20 protein-coding genes are annotated in these 24,480 nt (G+C 57.7%); 11 read left to right on the forward strand and 9 right to left on the reverse strand.

What is annotated here, in order from left to right:
* From GRI41_RS09045 to GRI41_RS09055, 3 genes are all read right to left on the reverse strand, one after another.
* Nucleotides 1–278 (reverse strand): TrbC/VirB2 family protein (locus tag GRI41_RS09045; protein ID WP_160604720.1); only part of this gene is annotated, 278 nt, incomplete at its 3' end.
* Nucleotides 279–914, reverse strand: a complete 636-nt coding sequence (locus GRI41_RS09050; RefSeq protein ID WP_235901183.1) for a lytic transglycosylase domain-containing protein — start codon at nucleotides 912–914, stop codon at nucleotides 279–281.
* Between the two features lie 177 nt (nucleotides 915–1,091).
* Nucleotides 1,092–1,463, reverse strand: a complete 372-nt coding sequence (locus GRI41_RS09055) for a hypothetical protein (protein ID WP_160604721.1) — start codon at nucleotides 1,461–1,463, stop codon at nucleotides 1,092–1,094.
* Between the two features lie 290 nt (nucleotides 1,464–1,753).
* Here GRI41_RS09055 and GRI41_RS09060 point away from each other — a divergent pair, with 290 nt between their 5' ends.
* Nucleotides 1,754–3,340: a hypothetical protein gene (locus GRI41_RS09060; protein ID WP_160604722.1), complete on the forward strand. Its 1,587-nt coding sequence runs from the start codon at nucleotides 1,754–1,756 to the stop codon at nucleotides 3,338–3,340.
* A gap of 113 nt (nucleotides 3,341–3,453) precedes the next feature.
* On the forward strand, nucleotides 3,454–6,132 hold the full coding sequence (locus GRI41_RS09065; protein ID WP_160604723.1) for a TonB-dependent receptor domain-containing protein: 2,679 nt from the start codon (nucleotides 3,454–3,456) through the stop codon (nucleotides 6,130–6,132).
* A gap of 81 nt (nucleotides 6,133–6,213) precedes the next feature.
* Here the strand turns inward: GRI41_RS09065 and GRI41_RS09070 are convergent, their stop codons facing one another.
* Together GRI41_RS09070 and GRI41_RS09075 are read right to left on the reverse strand one after the other, a co-directional pair.
* Nucleotides 6,214–6,882 (reverse strand): response regulator transcription factor, encoded by a 669-nt coding sequence (locus GRI41_RS09070; RefSeq protein ID WP_160604724.1) that lies wholly within the window; start codon nucleotides 6,880–6,882, stop codon nucleotides 6,214–6,216.
* Between the two features lie 131 nt (nucleotides 6,883–7,013).
* Nucleotides 7,014–8,171 (reverse strand): acyl-CoA dehydrogenase family protein, encoded by a 1,158-nt coding sequence (locus tag GRI41_RS09075; protein WP_235901184.1) that lies wholly within the window; start codon nucleotides 8,169–8,171, stop codon nucleotides 7,014–7,016.
* 127 nt (nucleotides 8,172–8,298) lie between these two features.
* Here GRI41_RS09075 and GRI41_RS09080 point away from each other — a divergent pair, with 127 nt between their 5' ends.
* From GRI41_RS09080 to GRI41_RS09100, 5 genes are all read left to right on the forward strand, one after another.
* The gene (locus GRI41_RS09080; protein WP_160604726.1) at nucleotides 8,299–9,495 is read left to right on the forward strand and encodes an acyl-CoA dehydrogenase family protein; all 1,197 of its coding nucleotides are present in this window, start codon (nucleotides 8,299–8,301) and stop codon (nucleotides 9,493–9,495) included.
* Nucleotides 9,496–9,529: 34 nt separating this feature from the next.
* Nucleotides 9,530–10,666 carry an acyl-CoA dehydrogenase family protein gene (locus GRI41_RS09085; RefSeq protein ID WP_160604727.1) on the forward strand — a complete coding sequence of 379 codons (1,137 nt, stop codon included), beginning with the start codon at nucleotides 9,530–9,532 and terminating at the stop codon, nucleotides 10,664–10,666.
* A gap of 66 nt (nucleotides 10,667–10,732) precedes the next feature.
* On the forward strand, nucleotides 10,733–12,475 hold the full coding sequence (locus tag GRI41_RS09090) for an ABC transporter ATP-binding protein (RefSeq protein WP_160604728.1): 1,743 nt from the start codon (nucleotides 10,733–10,735) through the stop codon (nucleotides 12,473–12,475).
* A 95-nt stretch (nucleotides 12,476–12,570) separates the two neighbouring features.
* The gene (locus GRI41_RS09095; protein ID WP_160604729.1) at nucleotides 12,571–13,263 is read left to right on the forward strand and encodes a response regulator transcription factor; all 693 of its coding nucleotides are present in this window, start codon (nucleotides 12,571–12,573) and stop codon (nucleotides 13,261–13,263) included.
* A 57-nt stretch (nucleotides 13,264–13,320) separates the two neighbouring features.
* Nucleotides 13,321–13,788: a hypothetical protein gene (locus GRI41_RS09100; protein ID WP_160604730.1), complete on the forward strand. Its 468-nt coding sequence runs from the start codon at nucleotides 13,321–13,323 to the stop codon at nucleotides 13,786–13,788.
* A gap of 18 nt (nucleotides 13,789–13,806) precedes the next feature.
* Here the strand turns inward: GRI41_RS09100 and GRI41_RS09105 are convergent, their stop codons facing one another.
* From GRI41_RS09105 to GRI41_RS09115, 3 genes are all read right to left on the reverse strand, one after another.
* Complete coding sequence (locus GRI41_RS09105) at nucleotides 13,807–15,960, reverse strand: CHASE2 domain-containing protein (protein WP_160604731.1); 2,154 nt, start codon at nucleotides 15,958–15,960, stop codon at nucleotides 13,807–13,809.
* Nucleotides 15,961–16,047: 87 nt separating this feature from the next.
* Entirely contained in the window at nucleotides 16,048–17,349 is a 1,302-nt protein-coding gene (locus tag GRI41_RS09110) for a FecR family protein (RefSeq protein WP_160604732.1), read from the reverse strand.
* Nucleotides 17,350–17,472: 123 nt separating this feature from the next.
* Nucleotides 17,473–18,858 (reverse strand): lipopolysaccharide biosynthesis protein, encoded by a 1,386-nt coding sequence (locus GRI41_RS09115; RefSeq protein ID WP_160604733.1) that lies wholly within the window; start codon nucleotides 18,856–18,858, stop codon nucleotides 17,473–17,475.
* A gap of 138 nt (nucleotides 18,859–18,996) precedes the next feature.
* Between GRI41_RS09115 and GRI41_RS09120 the strand changes: the two genes are divergently transcribed.
* Genes GRI41_RS09120 through GRI41_RS09130 form a run of 3 tightly spaced genes read left to right on the forward strand, consistent with a single transcriptional unit; the run spans nucleotide 18,997 to nucleotide 22,145 of the window.
* Complete coding sequence (locus GRI41_RS09120; RefSeq protein ID WP_160604734.1) at nucleotides 18,997–20,244, forward strand: hypothetical protein; 1,248 nt, start codon at nucleotides 18,997–18,999, stop codon at nucleotides 20,242–20,244.
* Nucleotides 20,237–21,052, forward strand: coding sequence for an NTP transferase domain-containing protein (locus GRI41_RS09125; protein ID WP_160604735.1), 816 nt, complete (start codon nucleotides 20,237–20,239; stop codon nucleotides 21,050–21,052). The genes GRI41_RS09120 and GRI41_RS09125 overlap by 8 nt, the downstream gene beginning before the upstream one ends.
* On the forward strand, nucleotides 21,042–22,145 hold the full coding sequence (locus GRI41_RS09130) for a glycosyltransferase (protein WP_160604736.1): 1,104 nt from the start codon (nucleotides 21,042–21,044) through the stop codon (nucleotides 22,143–22,145). The genes GRI41_RS09125 and GRI41_RS09130 overlap by 11 nt, the downstream gene beginning before the upstream one ends.
* 22 nt (nucleotides 22,146–22,167) lie before the next feature.
* Here GRI41_RS09130 and GRI41_RS09135 read toward each other — a convergent pair whose 3' ends face one another.
* Complete coding sequence (locus tag GRI41_RS09135; RefSeq protein WP_160604737.1) at nucleotides 22,168–23,382, reverse strand: AGE family epimerase/isomerase; 1,215 nt, start codon at nucleotides 23,380–23,382, stop codon at nucleotides 22,168–22,170.
* A gap of 101 nt (nucleotides 23,383–23,483) precedes the next feature.
* Between GRI41_RS09135 and GRI41_RS09140 the strand changes: the two genes are divergently transcribed.
* On the forward strand, nucleotides 23,484–24,428 hold the full coding sequence (locus tag GRI41_RS09140) for an alpha/beta hydrolase (protein WP_160604738.1): 945 nt from the start codon (nucleotides 23,484–23,486) through the stop codon (nucleotides 24,426–24,428).
* The last annotated feature ends 52 nt before the right edge of the window (nucleotides 24,429–24,480 follow it).

Here is a 24,480-nt window from a genome sequence, read left to right on the forward strand (position 1 = left end):
CCGGCGACGATTGTGCTCGCGCCGAACAGGATAAACAGCCCGATAATCACGGTCGCGCCAAAGCGCCAGTTCATCCGGCCTGTCAGCATCATGAAGCCGACCGCGGCAACAGCCATTACCGCTATGGTAGTGGCCACCGTGCCCAGCAAGGTCGATTGCATCCAACCAAGCGCATTTACGATCGGGCCAGACCCTTGTGGATCGGCGGCCTGTTGGGCCAAAGCCGCTGTTGGCGACAGTAGTGCAATCAGCGCACCGATCCGCGTAAAAACTCGCATTTATTGTGTACCCCGTGAATGGTTGGACAAACGGCCCATAATGGCCGCTACATATTTCTGTGTTTCGCGGATGCGGGGGATCCCGCCTGCCTTGGCAACACGGCCTGGCCCGGCATTATAGGCGGCCAGCGCATGCTCCAGATTTCCGTCAAACCGGTCGAGCTGCTGACGCAGATAGCGAGCGCCGCCTTCCAGATTGGCAAAGGGATCGTTCGGGTTCACCCCGAGCTCTCGCGCAGTGCCGGGCATCAATTGCGCAAGACCGCGCGCACCCTTGGGTGAAACGGCATTCGCGCGCCAACGGCTCTCTTGCCACACCAGTGCCTCGATCAAAGCCGGGCTGAGATCAAACCGGGCGGATAGCTCCTGGACTTTCGCCATATAGGCGGCGGGCACCAATCCCGCCTGCTTGGCCGCATCGGCTATGGCAGCCTGCGGCACGGTAAAGTCGGCAGTGATTTGAACGGGCGGCGCGGCTTGCGCAAAGGTCGGCGCTGCGGGCGTCGCAGCCGGACCGCCCGCCACCCAGTGCGCGCCGGAATCGCCGATTTCCATCACATCAGCAGATGCCGGACTTGCCGAAAGAGCCAAGGCTCCGCCCAGCACGCAAAGGCACTTTTTTGAAAGAATCGTCATCAACCGCATGCGCGCCCATTGGGCTTTCTTCGTGACATTACGGTGACAACAACGCCGCAGAACGGCGCAGATAGTGACAGTCTTCTACAGGAAAAAGCGAAACGCCCGGCAAGCGGATTACTTACCGGGCGATTTCAAAGTGTCCAACGCACAGAAGGCGTGACTTGATCTCTCAGCTCAGCGCGACGCGAAACGCCGCCCTTCGGTCAATTGGCCCTGGTCGAGCATAGCCAGCGCCTTCTTGGCCAACCAGCGCGAGTCGACCCAGTCGCCCGATGCCGTTTCCAAGCGATATCGCGTTTCAGCTTTGGCCGCTGCTTGCAAAGCAGCACGTGCTTCAACGATCCGGCCCTCTCGCGCATAGGCAATGCCCAGATTGATGAGCTGCGCCGGATCGTCGGCATCGAGCGCATTGCTCGCCTCGATCCTTTCGATCGCCGCAGTGTTCTCTTGCGCGACCATTTCTTCAAAGGCGACATCCACAGCTTCCGCGTTCCCAGCAGAGGCTTGCAGCATTGCAACCGCCGTAATCAGAGTACCAAAAGGCATAGACATTCTCCCAAAATCCGATGTCAAACTGCCTCCCGAACCCGCAATCTGCAATAAAAATGTAACATTGTCATAAAACTGAAACATTGAGCGATGGTCCGCCAATGGTAACTCGCCGGCGTTTGAAACCAGACCAGCAAATCCGTCACAAAAGTCAGCTTGATGACTTAAATCAGTCGCTTTTTGGAATCGGTGGAAACTGCAAAAAAAGAGTCATGTTCCCCTCCTAGCTGGCGAGTCGCGATCTTTCGTTCGCATCCATCAGTTTTCGGCTTTTAGGGGGCTAACCCGTGACCAATTTGCATCGTACTCTTATCCTTGGCTGCAGCGCGCTGGCTCTTGCTGGTTGTGGTGCCGAGGAAATCGCCTCGCCAGGAACTGGCGGCAATGTGATCATCAACAATCCAACACCGACACCCACGCCAACGCCCACCCCAACAGGGACAGCGATGGCGACGGCAGCAACCGCTTGCCCGTTCATCGCGGACCCGCAAGGCCTGACCAATCGCGGTGTCATCACCGGCCCGACAGGGTCCTATCTGCTGTGCCAGTTGCCTGCGCGTTTCAACCGCAGCTCGGCGCTCCAGTTCACCCCTTCCACAGCCGCCGTTCTATACTTGATCGACGGTCAAGTTGATGTCGGCACCGATGGCGGACCAGCGGCTGACGCGTCGGATGGTTTGAGCGATACCAATGTAGAGCTGACCATTGACCCCGGCGTAACGCTGGTGGGGCTCGGTGCTTCTTATCTGAACGTCAACCGCGGCAACACAATCCAAGCAAACGGAACCGCCGCGCGCCCGATCATCTTTACCAGCCAGCAAAACGTGCTCGGTCAAAACAGCGACACATCGTCCGGCGATTGGGGCGGTCTGATCATCAACGGTCGCGCGCCGGTAACCGACTGTCTTTCGAACACAGCGACGCCTGGTTCGGTCAACTGCGAACGCGAAGTTGAAGGCACGACAACACCACCACGTTACGGTGGCAACGTGCCGGGTGACAATTCGGGCAGCGTCCGTTTTGTCCAGCTTCGCTATTCCGGCACGGTCCTCGCCAATGGCGACGAATTGCAAGCGCTGACCACAGGCGGCGTTGGTTCGGGCACCACATTTGAAAACATCATGTCGTTCAACAGCGCGGATGACGGGGTCGAATTCTTCGGCGGGCTGGTCAACATCAGGGGCCTTGTTGTTGTCGGCGCCGAGGATGACTCGATTGACACCGACACCGGTGTGAAGGCCAATCTGCAATATGTCGTCGCAGTGCAGCGCGCTGACACCGGCGACACAATCATCGAGGCGGACTCTTCTAACACATTGGAAGAAAACACCCCGCGTCAAAACACGCAAATATCGAACGCAACCTTCATCCAGCGCAAGAATGACGATCAGGTGGTCCGTATTCGCGGACGCGCAGATTACGCACTGCTCAACACCATCATCGTTGACGCTTCATCGAACGGTACGGCTTGTATCCGTGTCGATGGGGATGAAGCGCTGAACCGTGCAGCGAGTGCAGGGATCGACGAGTCCGGACCGGTCAATTTCCAGTCGCTCGCTCTCGATTGTGCGACGGACTTCCGCGACGGCAGCGGAACCACCGCCGCAGGCGTTCAGGCCCGCTTCGATGCCGGTGCAAATAACAATGCTTCGCTGACCAACACGCTGAGCATGACTTATATCAATGGTGCCAATGAGGATGCACTGACCGCATTCGACCCGACCGGCCTCTCTAGCTTCTTCGAGAATGCCGGCTTTGTTGGCGCGGCGCGCTCTGGCGACACCCGTTTCGAAGGCTGGACTTGCGACTCTTCCAGCATTTCTTTCGGCAACAATAGCGGGGCGTGTACCTCTCTGCCTGTCTACACGTCGTAAACAGTTACCTCCCGGGAGGTCGGGTCTGCCACCGGACTCGGCCTCCTTTTTCACATTCGGGCGCACGCAACGCCCCGCAAAAACTGGACCTTTACGATGAAGGGCTCTTCGACATGACCAAAAGCAAGCGGTTGACGGGACTGCTCCTGCTCACAAGCGCGCTGACCTTCCCGGGCGCTGCCTTGGCACAAGATACCGAGACACCCGAAAGCGGTGCAGCAACGCTTCCCGATCAGGAACAAGCTGCTGAGCCCGAAGACGAAGGATTCGAGGATCCGGATATCTCTATACCGGGCGGTGAAATCGTTGTTACCGGGCGCCGCAACCGCGACGTTATGCGGGCCTCCCCGCAAGTTGTATCGGTGCTTTCAAGCGAAGAGATTGCGCGCACCGGCGAAGGCGACATTGCGGGCGCATTGGGCCGCGTGACCGGACTGTCGGTCGTTGGTAACGGCAATGTCTATGTCCGCGGTTTGGGAGACCGTTACTCGCTGGCATTGCTCAACGGTTTGCCCTTGCCCTCTCCGCAGCCGCTCAGCCGCGTCGTGCCTTTGGACATTTTCCCGACCAACGTGATTGCCTCGTCCTTGGTCCAGAAGACTTACTCGGCCAATTTCCCGGGCGAATTTGGCGGCGGTGTCATCAATTTGACCACCCGCGCCATTCCCGAAGAAAGCTTCCTGAAAATTAGCGCAGGGATCAGCGGGGATACCGAAACCACCTTCGGAAACGGCCTCGACTATTATGGGTCCGATTACGATTATTTCGGCTTTGACGACGGAACCCGCGATGTACCGCCGGCTCTTCAGGCCTTTTTCGACAGCGGCTTGAGAATTTCGGACCAGGCCGTTGATCAACAAGCGATCGTCCGCCAACTCGGCAATCCGAACCTCGTTGTGGTGCAGAAAGTTGGCGAGGTGCGCCCGAACTTCTCCGGAGGCATCACCGGCGGGACCGCTTTCGATATCGGAAGCGACAGCAGGCTTGGCATCATCGCGACCGCATCGGTCAGCAACAAGCTGCGGACCAAGGTTGTATCGTCACAAAACCCGCGGTCGCTCGATTTGCAACTGGACCGCGATTCGCGCAATTTCATCACTGACAACCGGATATTGAGCAATGCGATGCTCGGCTTCGGCTTGGAAGCTGGCGATCATAAATTCCGCTGGACCAACCTGTTCATTCGCGACACGCTGAAACAAACCGGGCTGGGTTTCGGCGAGCTGATCATCGATGGCGACAGCACCATCACGCAAAACACAGGCTGGTACGAACGCCAATTGCTCGACAGCCAGCTGGTGGCGGAGCTGGAATTTGGCGATCTCGGCGTCGATCTGCGCGGCGGCTATGCGCAGACGCAGCGCGAAGCGCCTTACGAATATGAATTCGTGTATGTCCGGACCAATCAGACGAACCAGGACACTGGCGACATTTTCATCAACGTCCTCGATCGCCAGCGGGGAAGCGCCTCTGTTGCATTCTCGCAGCTCAAAGAGGATCTGTATTACGGCGGTATTGATCTCAGCTATCCGCTGGCGGACTGGCTCACGGTTACCGCTGGCTATGCCTATACCGACACCAGCCGCTTTTCCGAGCGCCGCCAGTTTCTGATCGATGGCGATAATATTCCGCCGGGCGTTGGTGCATTGCGGCCCGACCTTTTGCTGGGGGATGCCATAATCGATTTTTACGGCATCGGGTTGACCGAACCCACACAAACCGACCCCGCTTTTCAAGCCGATCTGGAAATTCAGGCCGGTTACGTAAAAACGACGATCACACCCGCATTCGGCCTGAATATCGATGCTGGCGTTCGTTACGAGGATGCCAAACAGTCGGTTGCGACAGTGCAGCGTTTCGATGTTCCCTTCGTCTCGCTCGCCAACACATCGCTCAATAATGACTATTTCCTGCCGGGTGCGACAATCACTTGGGAGATCATCGACGATCTTCAGGCGCGCGCGAGTATCTCCAAGACTATCGCCCGCCCGCAATTTCGCGAGTTGATTTTCCAGCCTTACACAGACCCGGATAACCAGCGGCAGTATATCGGCAATCCGGCGCTGACCGACACAGAGCTGCTCAACGCCGAAGCCCGCATCGAATATTATTTTGACCGCGGAAACCGGCTGTCGGTTGCCGGATTCTACAAGGATCTGGATAATCCGATCGAGCCCTATGTCTCGATTGGTGCCGACACCAGCTTTACCACCCGCTTCGCCAATGCCCCGGGCGCAACGCTGTATGGCGGCGAGGTCGAGCTCCAACTGACCAAGGGCCTTTATGATTGGGGTGGCTGGTTCGACGACAAGCAACTCATTCTGGTCACCAACTATACTTACACCCAGTCCCAGCTGAATGTTGCAACCGGCGACACAACCCGGATCTTCACAGCCGGTGTCGGCGCGCTGGAAAATGATGCATCGCTGTTCTTCAATGATGGCGATCCGCTGACGGGTCAGTCCGATCATCTGCTGAACGTGCAGTTCAGCCTGGAAGATGAAGCGATCCTGCAGCAGTTCACCATCCTCGCCAACTATGCGAGCAAGCGTGTTACGCGGCGCGGCACCGCCGGGCTTCCCGACATTGTCGAGGATCCTGGACTGAGCATCGACTTCGTCGCGCGTCAGGGTGTCGAACTGTTCAAAGTTCCATTGGAACTGAAATTCGAAGCGCGGAACATATTCGGCCGCGACAATTTCGAATTTCTGTCGAACGGAACCGATCGGATCGAAGTCAACAGCTTTGAAGTGGGGCAGAGCTTCAGCTTTTCGATCTCAGCCGAGTTCTGACGAGTATCTTTGGTAGAAGCAAAGGATGGTGTGGGGCCGATTGGTGAAGCTCCACGCCAAACTCCAAACCCTTAGCTCTCGCTAGACTTCGAAAACATATCCCCGGCCGCGGACCGTAGACAGCGGATTGCGAGCGCCCGCCGCAATCAGGGCGCGGCGTAGCCTGCCGATCCACACATCAACCGTACGATCCTGGATGATCGCTTCCCCTTTGCCGATGGCATTGATGATGTCCCGCCGTTCCAGCAAGTGGTTCGGGTTTTCGATAAAGAAGCGAAGCAGCTTGAACTCGGTAGGGCCCAGATCGATTGGCGTACCCTGCCATTTCGCTCTCAACGCCCCGAGATCAATGCTCCAATCGCCTGTTTCGACCTGCCTCGTTGCGTAGCTGCCCCCCTGCGCCTTGGCCGTCATGACCCGGTCGAGGATTTGGTTGCGGCTCGGCCTTCCGACAAAATAATCGTCTGCGCCTGCGCTGAGTGCCCGGCGCCGGTCTTCCAAACTGTCCTGTTCCAGCAGAATGGTGATGTGGGCATCGCTCGTGCGCGGATCGGCACGCAGACGGCGGCACATCTCCAGACCGGACAGCTCCGGCAACAGCCAATCAACGAAAATCCAGACAGACCCTTCGATAAGTTTTGGAGGGTCGCCCGGGATAATCCGGTCAAACTTGTAGGTCTCGTCTCCATGGACGAAATCCTCGCATTCCTCGTCAACTACGCCAGTAGTAAGAATGCTGATGATGCGCATGGGTCACTCACTCCGTCTCGATGCGGAGTCGTGCCTCAATTGCGTGACACGCATATTACAAAACAGAGTTTTGGATGTCAGATGACGAAAACTGTCACCTGTGCGGCAGGCAATGCTCGCACATTCGCCGGCTAGAGCGTTGCTGTATCGACCGGTTCACCAAGCAAAATCCGTCCCGCCAGCTCAAACGTCGCTGGCGCGACCACAAGATGCTGCGTGGCGACATGGGCATCGCGGAATCGCCGCTGCAGATCGCTGCTCAAATAAACCGAGCTTCCGCCCGCAAGCGTATAGGCAGTCTTGCAAATATCGGCTGCAACTTCGGCCATATGCGCACAGGCCAGCCGCAGATCGCCGCGCGCTGCAACCGAAATGGCATCCTCTCCAGATGCTTCTTGCCAGGCCGTTTCGACTTCTTTCTCCAGCAGCGCCTGTGCGCCGCGCAGTGCAGCGCTTGCGCGCGCAATATCTGCTTGCACGGTGGCGCGCTGCGCCTGACTGCGTGCGCCGCCCGCGGTGCGTTTGGATTGCAGCACTTCGGTGATTTCTGACAGCGCCCCGCGCGCATTGCCCAAGGTCACCGAAGCAACGCCCAGCGCCAGCAATCCAAACAGCGGAAATTTGTACAGCGGGTCCGCGAGCCTCGGCTGGTCGGTCGTAAAGCCAACACTGCGCTGCTTGGGAACGCGCAGTCCGGAGACTTTGAAATCGCCCGAGCCGGTGCCTTTCAGCCCCGCGACATGCCACGTATCGATGAACTCCGCTTCGCTCGCCGGGAAAAACAGCATTCGGTGCAACGGCGCACCATTCTCCAACCGCTGCAACTCGCCATCCTTGAAGATCATTGCGCCGCCGCTCAGCCATGCGCAATTGGCCGATCCCGACCCCCATTGCCACTGGCCGTTCAGCATATAGTGATCGCCCATGTCTTCGGCCTTGCCCATCGGGGCAAACACACCGCCATGGATATTGCCGGGATTGCCGTAGATCTCCTGCGCGGCGGATTTCTCCATATAGGCCCCCGCCAAGGTCGATGTGGCGCCGATCATCACGCACCATCCGACACTGGCATTGATTTGCGCGAGGCTTGCGATGAGGTCCATCATTTCGCGCGGAGTGCATTCGAGGCCGCCGAACTCCTTTGGCTTCAAGATATTGAAGAGCCCTGCCCTCGCCAGATCCTCGGCGATGTCGGCGGGCAACCGGCGCGCTTCCTCAATTTCTGCTGACCGGGCAGCAATGCCGGTGGTCATGTCTTCAATGGCTTGCTGCAGTTCCTTGATGCTCATCCCGCACATCTGACCATAGCGGCCATGTTTTGTCGAGATTTAGGCAAATTGACGTAACGGAAGCCCTCTTTTCTGATGCTGACAGTCGTGTAAGCAGCTTGCAAACACATCTCAGGAGAGTCGTCCGATGAATTTGGAATTCAGCCCAGAAGAGATCGCATTCCGCGATGAAGTGCGCAGCTTTATCGCAGAGAATTACCCGAAAAATCAGGAAGGCAGCGGGCTTCGCGACGATATGGCGCCCGAGGATTTGACCGCATGGCACAAGATTCTTGGCAAGAAAGGCTGGTCGGTTCCGGCGTGGCCCGAAGAATATGGCGGCACCGGTTGGACACCGACGCAGCGTTATATCTGGTCTGAGGAAAATGCCCGGGTCAATGCGATCATGCCGCTTCCCTTCGGCGTGTCGATGGTCGGCCCGGTGATCTATGCATTCGGCAATGAAGAACAAAAGGCGCAGCATCTCCCCGGCATCCGCAGCGGCGATGTGTGGTGGTGCCAAGGTTACAGCGAACCGGGCGCCGGTTCGGACCTTGCCTCGCTCCAGACCACCGCTGTGCGCGATGGCGACCACTATGTAATCAACGGCCAGAAGACCTGGACCACGCTGGCGCAACACGCCGATTGGGGTTTCTTCCTGTGCCGCACCGATCCCGATGCGGAAAAACCGCAGCAAGGCATCAGCTTCATTCTGGTAGATATGAAAACGCCCGGCATCGAAGTGCGCCCGATCAAGCTGATCGACGGCGGGTACGAGGTCAACGAGACATGGCTGACCGATGTCCGCGTTCCGGTTGAAAATCTGATCGGAGAGGAAAACCGCGGCTGGACCTATGCCAAATTCCTGCTCGCGCATGAGCGTTCGGGCATTGCCGGCGTCGCGCGTTCAAAACGCGCGGTAGAGCAATTGCGCAGCATCGCGGCGAACGAGCAGCTCGACGACAAACCGCTGATCGAAGATTTCGATTTCGCGCGCAAAGTCAGCCAGCTGGAGATCGATCTGGCTGCGCTGGAAATCACCGAATTGCGCACGCTGGCCGGCGAAGAAGCCGGACGCGGTCCGGGGCCGGAAAGCTCGATCCTTAAGATCAAGGGCACCGAGATCCAGCAACGCCTTACCGAACTGACATTGGAAGCGGTCGGCCATTACGGCACGCCTTATTACCGCGATGTTCCAGACGCCGGATCGAATGAATATCCGATCGGTCCTGACTATGCGCAGCATGCAGCCGCATCCTATTTCAACATGCGCAAGACATCGATCTATGGCGGATCGAACGAGATCCAGCGCAATATCATCACCAAAATGATCCTCGGCCTTTAAGCCCGAAGCAACAGACACCACCCGGAGAACTATCGTGGATTTCAATTTCACCGAAGAACAAAGCATGGTGCGCGACGGCCTGACCCGGCTTGTGCGCGAGAGCTATGAATTCGAAGCACGCCGCAAAGTCATCGAAGGCGATAGTGGTTGGCGCCCCGAATTGTGGGCGCAGATCGCCGAAATGGGTCTGTTGGGCATGCCCTTTTCAGAAGAAGACGGCGGCTTTGGCGGCGGCCCCATCGATTCTCTGGTGGTGATGGAAGAGTTCGGGCGCGGTCTTGTGGTTGAGCCTTACGTTCCCACCGTGGTCTGCGCGGGCGGCTTCCTCAAACATGCGGGCAACGCTGCGCAGAAAGAGGAATATCTCGGCGGCATTATCGATGGCAGCAAAGTGTTTGCCTTCGCCTATGCCGAACCGCGCGGCCGGTATGACTATGCCGATCTGGAAACCACCGCCAAGAAAGACGGCGACGGCTATGTCTTGAACGGCCACAAGGCGGTTGTGATCGCAGCGCCTTGGGCATCGCATCTGATTGTCACCGCACGCACTTCGGGCGAACGGCGCGATCGCGAAGGTGTGTCGGTATTCGTGGTCGATAAGAACGCCGATGGCATTGTTACCCGCGATTATCCCACGGTCGATGGCCGCCGCGCTTCTGAGGTTTATTTCGAGAATGTCCAGATCCCTGCCGATGCGCTGATCGGTGAAGAAGGCAATGGTTTGCCGCTGATCGAACTGGTCACTGACGAAGCGATTGCCGCACATTGCGCCGAAGCCTGCGGGGCGATGAAAGTCGCGCATGAAATGACCGTCGAATATTCGCGGCAACGCAAGCAGTTCGGTACGCCAATTGGCAAGTTCCAGGTGCTGCAGCACCGCATGGTCGATATGTACACCGAATATGAGCAGTCGGTTTCGATGACCTATCTGGCGACGCTTAAGCTGGGCGAAGAGGAAGCCGAACGGAAGAAAGCCGTGGCTTCGGCGAAAGTTCGCATTGGCCAGGCCGCGCATCATATCGGACAGGAAAGCATCCAGATCCATGGCGGTATGGGGATGACCGACGAGCTCGCAATCGGAAGCTATTTCAAACGGTTGACGATTTTCGATTCCGAGTTCGGCAATGTCGACCACCATATGAAGCGACACGTAGCGCTCGCTTCGGGATAAAGCCGCGGGCTGCAATCCTCCAAAGCATATGGATTGCTTTGGGGGAACCTTGCGGTAACAAGCCCTATGGTGATTTTCAGATATTTGGGCATCATGTGGCACGCATCGCGCCAGCGGTCGTTGCTGTTTTTTGCTCTTCTGGTTCTCTCCAGCCTTACAGAAGGCATCGGGTTGGTACTGCTGGTTCCGTTGCTCGGCACGCTGCAGGAAGTCCAATCCCAGCCCACGGGCATCGTCGCTTATATCATCGAAGGCCTGACCTTTGTCGGCGTCCCGATCACGCTAACCGGATTGCTCGGCGCGTTTCTCGCGCTCAACCTGCTGCGCGCGGTCATTGTCTACTTTCAAACGCTGGTGTCAGAACGGTTCCGGCTCGAAGTGCTGGACGGGCTGCGGACGCGCAGTTTCGACGCCATTCTGGAATCGCGATGGGATTGGGTGGTCGCGCAAAAGCGGTCCGATCTGTCGAGCTTGCTGATTACCGAAGTCAATCGCATTGGCGGGGCATTGGTCCAGTCTGTACGCCTGATCATCTCGCTCATCTCGATTGGCGTTTACGTGGTCGTGGCCTTTACATTGTCGCCGGTGATGGCAGCCATTGCGACAGTGTTGGGCGGCCTGATTTTCTTTCTGATGCGCCACCAACACCAGGTTGCGCATCGGCATGGCATGTTGCTGAGCCAGGCAAACAAGAACGTCCAGCAAACCGTTGAGGAGGGGCTGTCAGGTCTCAAGCTGGTCAAAATCCTGCGCAGCGAAAACCGGTCCAGCGCGATGATGAAGGCGATCCGCGCAAAGCTGCGCGGGCGAACTTTGCAATTTGCAAAACTCAACGCGGCAATGGGGCTGATCTTCCAGATCGCAATCGCGCTGGTTCTGGTTGCCATGCTCTATACCGGAATCGAAGTGCTCGAGCTCGAATTGCCGGTTCTGCTGATCCTGATCGTGATTTTTGCGCGCCTCTCTCCGCAAATCCGATTGGTGCAAACGCAAATAAACGGTCTCCAACATACCGAAGCGGTGATGGACAACTACCACGATCTCACCCGAGAGGCGGGCAAGGTCAGCGAGCCGGTTTTGCAAGGCAACGATTGCGAACCCATCACCCTGGGCAAGTCCATAAAACTGTCCAATGTGTCCTACAGCTACAAGACGCGCGACGCGCGTTCTCTAAACGATGTCAGTCTGGAAATTCCGTTCCGAAAGACGACAGCGATTATGGGGACGTCCGGCGCGGGCAAATCGACATTGGCAGATATCCTGATGGGGCTCCTCGCGCCGGAAACCGGAACCGTATCGGTCGACGGGCACGCGCTGGACGCGGAAAGCCGCCTGAACTGGCGCAAGTCAGTCGCCTATATGCCGCAGGATGTTTTCCTGTTCCACGACACAATCCGCAACAATCTGCTGTGGGCCGACCAAAGCGCGAGCGAGGATGATCTGGAAGCGGCCCTCAAGAAAGCGTCGGCGGAATTTGTCTATGCCCTGCCAGAAGGCATCGAAACAATTGTCGGCGATGCGGGACAGCGTTTGTCGGGGGGCGAAAAGCAGCGGATCGCCCTCGCGCGTGCATTGCTGCAAAAGCCCCAGCTTCTGATCCTCGACGAAGCAACCAGCGCTCTGGATCTAGCCAACGAAGCGCGCATTCGGGAAATGATCGAAACGCTCCATGCCGAATTAACAGTTGTTATAATCGGCCACCGCTTGCCGGCACTAGAAAATGCTGACCAGCTAATCGTTCTGGAAAGCGGCACTGTTAAGGCCAGCGGAACATGGGAATCGGTTGTGCAAGAATTGCCAAGCGATTGAACTGTCTGCGTAAACATTTGTAAAATGCCCGCACATTTGCTGGATTGATTGTGTAAAATCATCATAAGCCCGAAAAACTAATTGGAGGGTATAAGATGCGCGTTGCTGTTGCAGATGATGATCCAGAAATTTTGGATCAGATCACCGGCATGTTGGAGGGATCCGAGCACCAATGTGACAAGTTCCAGAACGGGCAGGATTTGATCGTCGCGCTGAAGCGCGAGACATACGATGTCGTGCTGCTCGATTGGAACATGCCGCAAGCCACCGGCATCGATGTCATTGAGTGGGCCGGCGAGGCGCTGAAAAGCCCGCCCGCTTTCATCCTGATGACCAGCCGGTCGGGAAAGTCGGACGTGGTCCGCGGCCTCAAGCAAGGCGCCAGCGACTATATTATCAAGCCCGAGACCGCCGAAGTTGTTATCGCCCGGATAGAAGCCGCGGGGCGCAGGCTGGAAACCAACCAGAAGCCGCGCCATAACGATTTTGGCAATTACAAGATCGACCGTCTCAAAGAGACTATCGAGGTCAATGGCGAAACGCCAAAGCTTACTGCGCGAGAATTCAAAGTGGCCGCGCTGTTCTTCGACAATCTGAACCGCCCGCTATCGCGCAACTATATCTTCCTGCAGGTTTGGGGCGGCAATGTAGATCTGGAAACGCGCACTCTGGATATGCATGTCTCGCGCATCCGGTCCAAATTGGCGCTTCGTCCGGAAAACGGATTCGCTATTCAAACCGTATTTGGTTTCGGCTATAGAATGGATGCGTTCGAAAACAGTCAATAGGGGATCGCCTTGGAGCCGGGCCACTCAGCAATTCGGCAATTTACGGTTCTTCCGGCGATGGCTTTGCTGCTTTCGGCGTGCGCGGTCCATTCACCGCCAGCAATCAATTCCAGCGTTTCGACCCTGCAATCCGCCAGCGCGATCAAATTTCCCGAAGCGGATGATCGCGGCGGGTTGCGTGCACAGTGGCAAGAAGCGCTAAAAACCGCATTCGCAGCGCATTCGGTAATGCAGCAGGCCGATGCCCCTTTCGTCGCAGAACTTGCTCTGTCGGTGAGGGACGCGGAGACCGGCCTTGCCAGCACCGAACAGAACACCCCTGAGATCGACTGGCGATCCTCGCCGCGGTCAAACCGGCTGTTTGACCGATGCAAGGCGCAGCGGATGCGTGGTACGCTGGTGATCTATCGCCGCAGCGACGGGGCGATTGTCTATCGCGGCGAAAGCGAGTCGGATGATTGCGATTTTGGTGCTGACGCTTTTCAGGCAATGGCGGACCAGCTCGTCTCCGATGCAATCGGCTGAACGCCGTCAGGGGTTTGCCTAAGATTGCTTCACCGGAAGGCTGATACGGAAGCACGTACCCGTATCGGGTCCGGAACGAACCTTTATCTCTCCGCCATGTTTCATGACCGCGCGCTGCACAAAAGTTAGACCCAAGCCCACACTGGGCCCCGCCTTGGTATTGTGCGCGCCGAATCTCGCAAAGGGATCGGCTTGCCGTTCGGGCGGAAGGCCGGGGCCTTCATCAGACACTTCCAGCACAACTTTGTCATCCTGATCTTGAGCGACGCGGATGACAACGACCGCGCCCGAGGGGGAAAACTTGATCGCATTGCCGATCAAATTGTCCAGCATTCTCGCGATGAGCGATGCTTCCACCTGGGCGTAAACCGGTTCGTCCTGGTCGGGCTGCTCCAGCGTGACACCGTGCTTGCGGGTCGCCGTAAATGCCCGGTCGCAGGACTCCTGCGCCAAAGACACCAGATCGGTGTCTTCGAAAATCAGCTCGGTTTCTTCCAGCCGTGCAAGCTGGACGAAATCATCTGCCAGTTTCAAAGTACGCTGCGCTTGCAGCCGGATTCTTTCGAGCCGTTCGTCCCCTTTAATTTGCTCTGCAGATTTCTGCGTCAGACCAACAATAGCCACCTGCGGCGTCCGCATATCGTGCGACAGAAACTCCAGCATCTCGCGCCGGTCGGTTTCCTGCCGCCTCTGCTGCGATATATCCCTGAGGACAACAACATCACCATCGGCAAATTCACCCTCGGCAGCTGACTTTGAAATGTCCGACAGCGCGCCACTTGCCATCAGGAATGTTCGCCCGTCAGCGCTGCTGACTTCACCGGCCTTATGATCAATCGACGCCGCGCCGCCCATGAAGAATTCGGCAAAGACAGGCTCTTGTGACAGATCCCATTCGGGAAACAGCTTCGCCGCCTTGTCATTCCACATATCCACTTTGCCATCACGGTTGAGCACGAAAATGGGATCGGGCGCTGCTTCAATAATCTGGTGCAGAAATTCGAAACTGCTGTTCACATTGCGAACCAGGCTCTTCATCCGGCCGACTTGCCGCGCGACCACATCGAACCCGCCGGAACCGGCTTGATTGTCAGCATGACCGGTCAGCGCAAGCGCCTCGGTTTCCAGAAAATTGCTGACAGAGGTCAAGCGTCGCCAACTCCACAGCGGATAGGCAAGGATCATCGCCAGCACAATCGGGCCGGGCGGGATCCAGCTTTTCGCCAGATGCACAGCGGCGACCGAACCCAGCAATGTCACCGCGATCAGAACCAGAGTGGCGATCAGGTTGGTCCGCGGCGGGAGCTTCCAGAAAGCCAGAAACTGAAGGACAATCAGCAGACATGCCAGCGCAGCCGCCCACCAGATTCCCGTCTCTGAAATAAAACCGCCGCCGCGCAGGGTGTTGAGCAGATTGGCCTGCGTTTCCACACCCGGCATCAGCGTGATCTGCCCTGCGGCGACCGAGTACCGGTCTCCCATCCCCTGTGCGGTGGCGCCGATTATGACAATCTTATCGGACAGGAAGCCGGGCGGCAGCGATCCATCGACGACACTGGACGCCGATGCGGTCGAAAAACTCCCTGCTGGGCTCATCGGAATAACCGGCCATTTTTCTGCGGCTTCGGGCACGGCCACTGCGTCCTGCCCGGCTGGGCCGGACAGCGATTGCACTGCAGCGACGGTCAATTGCGGGTAAGCTTTGTCGCCATCGCCGATATACAGGGCAAAGCGCCTCAACACGCCATCGGGGTCAGGTTCGGTCGAGACATGCCCCACCCCGCGCGCTCCGCCGACCAGTTCAGCGAGCGGATAGACCGGCCCGATATCCCCGCTGTCGGAGGTTACCCCGAATGTATGCGGCAGGATGACATTCCCCGCCCGCTCTATAGAGTCCGCGAAACGCCGGTCGGCTTCGGGATCGGTCGGCTCGAGAAACAGCACATCATAAATGATCTGTCTTGCACCATCCTCGCTCATCGCTTCGACCAGCCGCGCATGAACATCCCTTGACCAAGGCCAGGGCCCGAGCGCCGCCAGACTGCGGTCATCAATCGCAACGATTACAATGTCTTCAGACGCCGAGGGACCAGCCAGTGCGGTCGAGGAATCGAGGATTCGCGTGTCGATCCGGTCGGTGACACCCGCGTGCAGAGACCATATGGCAAGCAAACACGCGCCCAGACAGAGGGCCAGCCATTCCAGAAACAAGCGATTGCGCAGCACTCACCCTCCGAACAGGATTGCGGAACCCGCCTGCTAGTTCGAGACGGTTAGCTTTTGCTCCGGCGACCAGACTTTCAACAGTCCGTCCGCATCTACCTGTATGGCAGCAACACGCCACACATATTTGCCGGGTTCAAGCCCCGTCACGATCAGCCCACCGTCCTGAACCCCAACCTCGTCGACTATGGGATGACCGGGAGCCTGTTCATTCCACAGTTGGAATGCGTAACTGCTGTCGCCTTCGCCTTCCCCCAGCCAAGCGAATTTGAAACCGTCAGCGAGCACTGAAGGCGATGCCTCTGCTGACACGCCCAGCCGCTTGCGTTTGAAAGAATATGCCTCGGAAGAGAAACCTTCCACACCTGTTGGCGAGACGCCGCGTGTGCGGACAAAAAATGTACCGTTGGGCAAGCTGGAGAATTCCGCTTCTGTGCCCGCGTCAACATTCTCTTCGATGATCTCGGTGAAACCCGCATCGTTTGCAATCTGCGTACGGTACTGTGAAGCGCCGCTGAGCGGGACAATCTCGAAACTGACATTCTCGCGCGTTTGCACCGATCCGGGATCGGTAATCGCGGGTTCGGGCAGCAGGGCTTCGGGATCACCGACACCAGCTTCTGTCAGGGGAACGCCAAAACCGCTTTCGGCCAAGCCGCTTTGCCCGCCGGCATCAACCGCCACTGCGCCTTCGGTGACTTCAGCGATGCTGGTCCGCGCATCGTCATCATGCGCCACGCGGAATTGGGTACCGCGAACAGCGGTGACCGCCATCGGCGTTCTTACCCGAAACCGTTCTTGCCCGCGCAGCTTTGGAGCAACCACTTCTCCGCGACCCTTGGAAATCCGGAAATCGACATCCAGCGTGTCGCCCAGAATATACTGCCGCGCGCGAACAAGCTGCGCAGAGGTGTTAGAGGGGATCGAGACAACCGCACCGCGATCACCCTGAAACCTGATAAATCCGTTGGCGCCCGTCACCACACGATCGCCTTCTTTCAAACTCGCGCCGATAACCGGAGCTTTGTCCGAAACCCGAGAGGGACCGCTGAAGCTGCGAACTTTCAATTCGACATCGCGATATTTGAGGAGCGAACGCGGGATACGGATCAACCGCCCGGTGGCGATCAGATTGGAATTGCGAATGTTGTTCTGCCGTGCGACCTGACTGACGACATGGCGCCCGACAAAATAACGGTCCGCAAGCGAGAACAGCGTATCCCCGCGCTTGACTCTGTAGCTTATCGTTTCGCCATCATTCGCGTCAGCCTGTGCGGGCGCGAATGCAACGACCATGCATAGGCAAGCGGCAATAAAGGCTCTGGCAAAAGCGGTCATAATGGCTCCCAAAAATCGCGATGCGATACGCTCTTCGCGGGATACTACACGAAAAAGCAGCGAAAAATCCAAAAAAGCGCCGGGAATTTACAAGGGGTTACAAATTTCCGCTTGGCTCACGCTTCACAAGAATGACAGCGGCCAGACAAGATTGATCAGGAACAGTGCCACAACAGCAATAACCACAAGTGCGACATGTTTGATGCTCAGTACTTTGAACCCATAGAGCGATCGGACCATCCACAGCCGCATGGCAGCCAGCGCGAACATCGAAATCGCAAAGCCGATTGCCGCACCCAGCGCGCCGAATTTCTGCGCGAGTATCCAGACCAGACCGATCTCTAGCGCCAGCGATGCCAATACGAGGCGCGGCGGCCAAGCAGGGTTGCGGTAAACCATCGGCAGTTCGCATAGGCCAAAACCGCCATCGAACAATTCGCCGATCAGGATCACCAGCAAGACCAGTAATCCGGTCGCAAAACCGGCCCCCAGCCAGCTCAGCAGTGTTCCGCCAAACACCGCGAGCAAGCACAAGGCCAGCAGCTGCACCGCGAAAATCAGCAGCCCCAGCCGCGCCAAATGCGAACCGATCGTCTCAAGCGATTTGCTCTGCGCGATGATCGGCGCGAGTACGGGTTCGTACAAATGCCGGACTTTCTCGATTACCGTGCTGATCTGCCGGGCCATGTAATAGACCGCCGTTTCCGCAGGCCCCGCAACAACAGCCAGAATGATGACATCGATCCGCCGGAAAGCGAACAGGCCGGTATCATTGAGCGCGGTTGGCCAGCTCAGCTTCGCCAAATCGATAACGCTCTTGCCGATAGGTTTGCCCGACCGTTTGAAAAAATGCGCGCCAAAGGCCCGCTTGAGCGCGAATATCGCCGCGCCCGCGGTGAGCAGCAGCGATAGGACATAGGATGACAGCAACGCCATTTGGGACGTGACGATCTGACCCGAAGGCAAGCTTGCACCGATAAGGCCGAAATAAGCTGCCACGCTCAGCAGCAGGAAACTCCACGGCCGCACGAACGCCTTAACAAACATGTCCCAAAACGCCGTGCGGAAATGCCGGGTTGCGGTGGTTGCAACTTCAGCCAATGCGATCAGCGGGATGCCCAGCAAAACGAACTGGAAACCGGCCAGATCTGCCGAGGCAAAGAGCGGCCATGAAATCCACAGGACAACCACCAGCACGGTCGATAAAGTGCCAGCAAGCACCGCCGCATTAACGATATGCCGGCCCACATCGTCGTCGTCGCCGTTTTCTCCGCCCAATTTGCCAAGCAAGGTTTTGGACAGGCCGAAAGTCGCCAATGTCGCGAGCAGCTCTATCATCGCGACGGTTTCGCCCATCCGCCCGAAATCTTCGATTCCGTACATTCGCGCGACGAATGTGATCAGCAAAACGCGCGCGAAGATCCGCACGCCCGAGCCTCCGAGCAATTGCAAGGCCCCACGCCGCAAATCTCTGCGTTCGCCTGCTATCGGCGGTTGGTCGGCAGTCATTTCGGGGCTTTCAGAGTTTTGCAGCGAGTGCGAAGTTGCGGTCGATACCCTTGATACGGGTATGAAGCGTCACTAAGCGAGCTAGGAAAAATTCACAATGCGTATCCAGTTTTTTGACCTTGGCGGTATCGACCTGAAATGAACTCTCCTCGTCCAATCGATACACCGGGTTCGGCGGACGCATCTGCGCCGTTAAAAGTCGGCTTTCTTTACAATCACGATGAATTGCATCAGGTCGCGCATACCGCGCCGATTATTTCCGCGCTTCAACGCCAATATCCCTCGATCACGGTCGAAATCCTCTCTTCCAGCGAGGCGCAGACAGAGGCAGTGAAGCGCCATCTCGATCCGGCGCTACCCGAACCGAAAATCCACGCGTTAAAACGCAGCAAGGCACTGAGTTTTGCCGAAAAGCTGATTGGTTCCGCCGCCCCGCTTGGCCGCATCGGATTTCTCACGGCCAATCGCGACTTGCTGGGCAGCTATGACGCTTTGGTCGTGCCCGAAACCACCACCACCTTGCTCAAGACCAAGCTAGGACTGACAGATACCCGCCTGATCCATATCCCTCATGGCGCAGGAGATCGCAGTATCTGCGTGTCGCCCGATATCGCGCATTTCGATTTCGTTATGCTGCCCGGGGAGAAAACCCGCGCGCGCATGCTCGAATCACGGGTCGTGAGGGAAGGCGCCTCCGCCGTGGTGGGCTATCCCAAATTCGATTCCCGCACCGCGACCGGTGAAACGCCGATTTTCGACAATGATCGTCCCACGGTTTTCTACAATCCACATTTCGATCCGAAACTGTCATCATGGTTCAAATTCGGCATTCCGATGCTCGAATATTTTGCCAATCAGGACAGATATAATCTGATCGTCGCGCCGCATGTGATGCTGTTCCGGCGCAAGGTTCTGGCTTCGGTCGAACATCGGGTGATGAAAATCCGCAAAGCAATACCCGACCGTTTCAAGTCGCTGGATCATATCCATATCGACGAGGGCAGCCTGAACAGCGTCGACATGACCTATACCCGCATGGCCGATGTCTATGTCGGCGATGTCAGCAGCCAGGTGTATGAATTTATCGAGCGGCCCCGCCCGGCGATCTTTCTCAATTCACATGATGCAGATTGGCGGAATGACGAGAGTTATTTCTTCTGGAATTTCGGCCCGGTTGTTGATGATTTCGCTGATTTCGAAGCCGCGCTGAACCTTCCCGCTGCCGAGCAGGCAGCCTATGCAAAGAGGCAGGCCGAAATATTCGCCGATGCGATCGACATTAAAGCTGATGCAAGATCTTCACACCGCGCGGCGGATGCCATTGCGGATTTTCTGAATCGCGAATTTCCTGATCGCGCTGTCCGCAAAGAGGCGTCAAATGTCTGAGAGCGGCTGGACAGCGATTGTCCTGGCGGGGCAGCGCCCCGGGGTCGATCCGTTGGCGCAGGCGAGCGGCGAGACATTCAAGGCGCTGATTGCGATTGACGGCCAATCCATGCTCGCGCGGGTTTGTGCAGCTTTGCTGGCCAGCGAAAAGATCGCAAATCTGGTTATTCTGGCGCAGGATCCGGAGAAACTGCTGGTCGGGGATACTGCCGCGCTGGCCAATAATCCCAAAGTGCGATTGGCCGCCAGCGGCGCAGGCATAGCGGCAAGCATTGCCAAGATTGCCGGCAGCGATACTGCCCCCTGGCCGGTGCTGGTGACCACTGCGGATCACGCCTTGCTGACCACCGGAATGGTGGAAGAATTTCTGGACAATTCGGGCGGGGCTGATCTCTCAATCGGTGTCGGCGAAAGATCGGTTGTCGAGAAATCCTATCCGGCGACCAGACGTACATGGCTGAAATTTTCCGACGGCCATTTTTCAGGAGCCAATTTGTTCGCGCTGCGCAATGACAAGGTCATGCGGGCACTGAACCTGTGGTCCACCGTCGAGCAGGACCGCAAGAAGAGCCTGTCGATCCTGTCGCGCTTCGGCCCGGTGCTGCTCTTCCGCGCGCTGACGCGAACAATTTCCTTCGCCAATGCCGTGCGCAAAGCCGGTGGGCGCCTGGGTGTGGAAGCGAAGCCCGTTGTGATGTCGCAGGCCGAGGCCGTAATCGACGTTGACAAGCCCGCCGATCTCGAACTGGTTAAATCTATTCTGGCCAATGCCCGGAAAGCGGATGCCCAAGGCGCCAATGTCCGATAATCAGCGCCCGATTGTGCATTTCCTGTTCGAACCGGCGAATGGCGGGCTCGACCGGGTGGCGATTTTGCTAGCCAATGAAATGGCCGCGCGCGGCTTGCCTGCCGAATTGTGGCTATCCAAACGCGAAGGTCTGCTAGCCGATCTGATTTCGGACAAGGTAACGGTGCGCATGGTGCCGACAATCGGATTTGGCAGCCGCGGCTTTAAACTGTTCGCCCAAACACCCGCGCTTGCCCGGATGATCCGCAAATATCGGCCACAAGCGATCTTTTCCGCGGGGAATCAAAGCAATTTGTCGATTGCTTGCGCGCGCAAATTGGCCGGGGCACAAAGCACCAAAATTATCCAGAAGATCACCAATCCGGTGGTTCGCCCGACAATGGGAAGGTTGCGCGGTGCGCTGCGTGCGCAGCGTTTCCGCCTGACCGCAGCCTTGGGTGATCTTTGCCTGACATTGAGTGAGGCCGACCAGCGCGCCTATGCGCGGATGATGCCCACTGTCGCGGACCGGTTTCGCGCGGTGCGTAATCCCTATGTGACCGAGCGCATGCTGGAAACGGGTGCCGGACGGACAAAAGAAACGGGCAATATGCTTCTTTCGGTCGGGCGGTTTGAATATCAAAAAGACCACGCGACTTTGCTGAGAGCGCTGGCGCGGATCCGCGACATTCCATGGCATATGCGATTGCTCGGCAATGGATCGCTGGAGGGGGAGCTGCGCGAACAGGCCGTGCAGCTTGGCATTGCTGATCGCGTCAGTTTCGAAGGGTTCCAGCCCGATCCGACCGCGATCTATGCGCAGAGCGATATTCTCGTGCTGTCTTCGCGCTGGGAGGGCCTGCCGGCAGTGCCGCTCGAAGCATTGGCCTGCGGCTGCGATGTGGTGACAACCGCTTGCGCGGAAGGGCTAACCGATGTGCTTGCACCGCTTGGCCGCGACATCGCACCAATTGGCGACGACGCAGCGCTGGCTGCCGGTATCAAAGCGGCGCTTGAACGCTCGACCCGCCCGGCACAAGGCCGCGCAATCGCAGAGCGCTACTCGATTTCATCATCGGTGGACCATCATCTGGAGCTGCTCGGCCAGCTCTAGTCAGTCGCCCCGCACAGGCCGGTTACTGGTGCGTAGCGAGCTCGCGCGCAAAATCCATCAATTCCTTGAATGCCAGGAAAACATGGTACCCGGTCGCGGGGGTAATATCGGTGATCAGCGGGTCGCGCGCGGGTGAAATCGTGTCGATCCATGCCCCCGGTAACGCACCGTCAATATGGTCGGCGAACAGGTTTTGCGCCGTGGTGACAACCATCACGGCGCGTTCGTCCGACGGCTGCGCGCGCCACTGCGCAATATGCGCTTTGAGCATTTCGGTCGGCCCCCATGTCCGCTGCTGCGGCGCGACTACCGCTCTGTGCAAATTCTGCGACAGCGGCAGATAGCCAAGACCATCGATCAGTTTCAGACCGCCCGTATGCATGGCGTCTGCAAAACCTTCCGGAACCGCACCGCCGAGCGCGCGCAAACGGCCCAGAATCCAGACCCATTCGAACATATGTCCGGCTTCCGTGCGATTCTCGGCATCTTCGACGCCATCAAATTCAACCAGCAAACCCAGATCATCGCGGAAAAAGCGTTGCCGGAGGAAGCCTACAATTGTTTCTGCGCGTTTCAGCGAGGCCGGATCACCGCTCGCCTCGAACCAAGCGATCGATGCTTCGGTCAGATGCATATGCGGATTCTGCGCGCGGATTGCGGGCGCGGGCAACTGCTCTTTATAGCCGCCTTCCTCTGCCGGACGGATCAATTCACTATCGATTGCTTGCGATAGCTCTTCCCCGGCTTGTCTCGCACTTTCGAGCCCCAATGTGCGATAGGCCGTGGCAAATGCAAGCAATGCAAAGGCCGTATCATAGGCCTGCGCAGTATCATCAGTCAGGCCGCGACCGGGGCGAACCATACGGCCATAAAGGCCATCATCACGCCGGCACTCCTTTGCGAGTACCGCAACGGCGCGCTCTGCCAATTGACGCGATTGCTCTCGATCCCACCCAAGTTCGGCGGCGAGCGCAAAGGAATATCCCATCCGTGCTTGCACGCGCACACGGCTGTCTTCCCCTGTGACAGGTCGGCCATCAAGGCTGAGCCTTTCGAAGAAGCCGCCATCGGGACTGGGAGCCTGTTTGGCCCAAAAGGGAAATGCGGAACCGAGCATCCAGCGCTCGGCACGTGCCGCGAGTTCGGCAGCAAGAGCCGGCGCGCGTGCTGCGTCGGTCACATTTGCCCCCCATTTGCCAAATATCTGTTCCATCGGCCCAGCATAGGCCGATTTCATGACTTAAGCCCTAATGAGAGGAAATAACTCTGTCCAACGCGGTTTCGCGCTTTGACCTTCCGCCTAAACACCCTACCATCTGCCTGAAACGGGGGCTTTCATTGACCAGCTTACTTCGCACAATTCCCACCGTGATTTTGGCAGTTTCGGCGTTGCTACTGGTTGGCCAGCCATCTGCGCGCGATGTGGACCAACAGCCCCGATCATCGGCCAGCACGCCCGAAAAACCCGCGTGGTCTGCCGAGCCGATGGCGGATGGACGAAGTAAGTTCGAATTCACCGGCTGGGCCGGGCCCGATCTACCCGTTTGGGCCTATGTCCCCGCAGGAATAGACCGGAAAACCGCGCCGGTTCTGATTGTCATGCACGGCGCCAAACGCGACCCGCGCCGTTATCTGGAAGAATGGGTACCTTTTGCCGATCAGGATGGATTTATCGTGATCGCCCCCGAATTTTCCCGAAACGACTTTCCCGGCTCGCGGAGCTACAATCTCGGCAATATGTGGGCGCGGGGCGGCAAGCAGATCAATCCGCAAGGCGAATGGTCCTTCGCCGCCATTGAACCTTTGTTCGATTTCGCGGTGGCCAAGCTGGAAGGAAAACAGCAGCAATACACGCTCTATGGTCACTCGGCCGGCTCGCAATTCGTGCACCGGTTCCTGTTCATAACGCCCGAAGCGCGCGTCACCCGCTATCTTCCCGCCAATGCAGGTTGGTACACTGCCCCCGATCCGGACATTGCGTTCCCCTATGGCCTCAAAGGTCTGGGCGTGTCGGAAGCGATGATGAAAGAGGCGTTGGCGCAGGATGTCGTGATATTGCTGGGTGATGCCGACACCGACAGGCATCACGAAAGTCTGCGGCGAACCAAACCGGCAATGGCGCAAGGCCCGCACCGCTTCGCGCGCGGCAAAAGCTTCTACGAAGCGGGTAAAAAGCTGGCCGAAGAGCTGGGCACCGAGTTCAACTGGTCTTTGCGGGTCATTCCCGGCGTGGCGCACGAAAATGGCGGGATCGCCGCAGGCGCACATGATCTGGTGAAGTGAAAACAATTTCGATTTGAAATCGACATTGGCGCTTGCTTCAGGCAGGTTCACC

Source organism: Pontixanthobacter aquaemixtae (assembly GCF_009827395.1).
GTDB lineage: Bacteria > Pseudomonadota > Alphaproteobacteria > Sphingomonadales > Sphingomonadaceae > Pontixanthobacter > Pontixanthobacter aquaemixtae.

Excerpts from the sequence above, each read along its gene's own strand:
- GRI41_RS09090 (WP_160604728.1), top strand. The coding sequence starts at position 10,733 with ATGGTGATTTTCAGATATTTGGGCATCATGTGGCACGCATCGCGCCAG.
- GRI41_RS09050 (WP_235901183.1), bottom strand. The coding sequence starts at position 914 with ATGACGATTCTTTCAAAAAAGTGCCTTTGCGTGCTGGGCGGAGCCTTG.
- GRI41_RS09080 (WP_160604726.1), top strand. The coding sequence starts at position 8,299 with ATGAATTTGGAATTCAGCCCAGAAGAGATCGCATTCCGCGATGAAGTG.
- GRI41_RS09065 (WP_160604723.1), top strand. The coding sequence starts at position 3,454 with ATGACCAAAAGCAAGCGGTTGACGGGACTGCTCCTGCTCACAAGCGCG.
- GRI41_RS09070 (WP_160604724.1), bottom strand. The coding sequence starts at position 6,882 with ATGCGCATCATCAGCATTCTTACTACTGGCGTAGTTGACGAGGAATGC.
- GRI41_RS09130 (WP_160604736.1), top strand. The coding sequence starts at position 21,042 with ATGTCCGATAATCAGCGCCCGATTGTGCATTTCCTGTTCGAACCGGCG.
- GRI41_RS09120 (WP_160604734.1), top strand. The coding sequence starts at position 18,997 with ATGAACTCTCCTCGTCCAATCGATACACCGGGTTCGGCGGACGCATCT.
- GRI41_RS09115 (WP_160604733.1), bottom strand. The coding sequence starts at position 18,858 with ATGACTGCCGACCAACCGCCGATAGCAGGCGAACGCAGAGATTTGCGG.
- GRI41_RS09055 (WP_160604721.1), bottom strand. The coding sequence starts at position 1,463 with ATGCCTTTTGGTACTCTGATTACGGCGGTTGCAATGCTGCAAGCCTCT.
- GRI41_RS09100 (WP_160604730.1), top strand. The coding sequence starts at position 13,321 with ATGGCTTTGCTGCTTTCGGCGTGCGCGGTCCATTCACCGCCAGCAATC.
- GRI41_RS09135 (WP_160604737.1), bottom strand. The coding sequence starts at position 23,382 with ATGAAATCGGCCTATGCTGGGCCGATGGAACAGATATTTGGCAAATGG.
- GRI41_RS09125 (WP_160604735.1), top strand. The coding sequence starts at position 20,237 with ATGTCTGAGAGCGGCTGGACAGCGATTGTCCTGGCGGGGCAGCGCCCC.
- GRI41_RS09075 (WP_235901184.1), bottom strand. The coding sequence starts at position 8,171 with ATGAGCATCAAGGAACTGCAGCAAGCCATTGAAGACATGACCACCGGC.
- GRI41_RS09095 (WP_160604729.1), top strand. The coding sequence starts at position 12,571 with ATGCGCGTTGCTGTTGCAGATGATGATCCAGAAATTTTGGATCAGATC.
- GRI41_RS09110 (WP_160604732.1), bottom strand. The coding sequence starts at position 17,349 with ATGACCGCTTTTGCCAGAGCCTTTATTGCCGCTTGCCTATGCATGGTC.